Origin of the sequence: Nesterenkonia aethiopica (assembly GCF_039534665.1) — a bacterium.
GTDB classification, from domain to species: domain Bacteria; phylum Actinomycetota; class Actinomycetes; order Actinomycetales; family Micrococcaceae; genus Nesterenkonia; species Nesterenkonia aethiopica.
In genome coordinates this window covers 1-1015 of record NZ_BAAAVT010000043.1, presented here as the reverse complement: position 1 = coordinate 1015, position 1015 = coordinate 1, and the positions used below count along the sequence as shown (strand labels likewise).

Sequence of the window (1015 nt, the reverse complement as noted above, 5' to 3'; positions counted from 1 at the left end):
GTGAAGGCCAGGATGTCTGCCCGGGCGGTATCGAGGTGATCATGAACTGCCGGCAGCTTCTCTGCGACATAGTCCAGCAGCCGGTCGAATTGAGCAGTCACGCTGGCCGGGTCGGGCTGGTCATAGACGCTGTGCAGCATCGCTTTGACCGCCGGCCACATGCTCTTCGGACACACGCTCATCAGGTTGGCCGCATAGTGGGTCCGGCACCGCTGCCAACAGGCACCGGGCAGATTCGCAGCAATCGCTTCGACCAGCCCGGCGTGGGCATCGGAGGTGACCATCTTGACCCCGGTCAGACCGCGGGCGACCAGGTCGGCGAAGAAGGTGTTCCAGGCGGGGCCGGTCTCTGCGGTGGCGACCTGGACACCCAAGACCTCGCGGTGACCATCGGCGTTGACTCCGGTGGCCACCAGCACCACCGCGTTGATGACTCGGCCGCCTTCACGGACCTTCATCGTCAAAGCATCGGCGGCGACGAAGGTGAATGGTCCGGCCTCGCCCAGCGGGCGGGTGCGGAACTGGTGGATGTGTTCATCGAGGTCGGTGGCCATCCTGGAGACCTGGGACTTCGACAGTGAGTGGATGCCCAGGGTCTTGACCAGTTTGTCCATCCGGCGGGTGGAGACCCCGGCCAGGTAGGCGTCAGCGACCACGGTGATCATCGCTGATTCGGCGCGTTTGCGGCGTTCGAGCAGCCATTCGGGGAAGTAGGTGCCTTGGCGGAGTTTGGGGACGGCGACGTCGATGGTGCCAACCCGGGTATCGAGGTCGCGGTGGCGGTACCCGTTGCGGTGGGTGATCCGCTGCGCGCTGGGTTTGCCGTACTCCGCACCGATGACAGCGTCAGCATCGGCGGAGAGCAGGGCGTTGATCATGGTCTGCAGCAGATCACGGAGCAGATCTGGTGAGGCCTGGCCCAGGGCTTCCTTCAACACGGTGGCAGGGTCGAGAATATGGGTAGCGGTCATCGTGGTGATGTCCTTTCGAGTGGGTTGTAGGAGATTCCTCGAAG

At 64.0% G+C, this 1015-nt stretch carries 1 protein-coding gene; it reads right to left on the bottom strand.

Going from position 1 to position 1015, the window contains the following annotated elements:
• The coding region (locus tag ABD658_RS15260; protein WP_344744966.1) for an IS256 family transposase at positions 1-971 on the bottom strand (971 nt) is incomplete at its 3' end.
• Positions 972-1015: the final 44 nt, after the last annotated feature.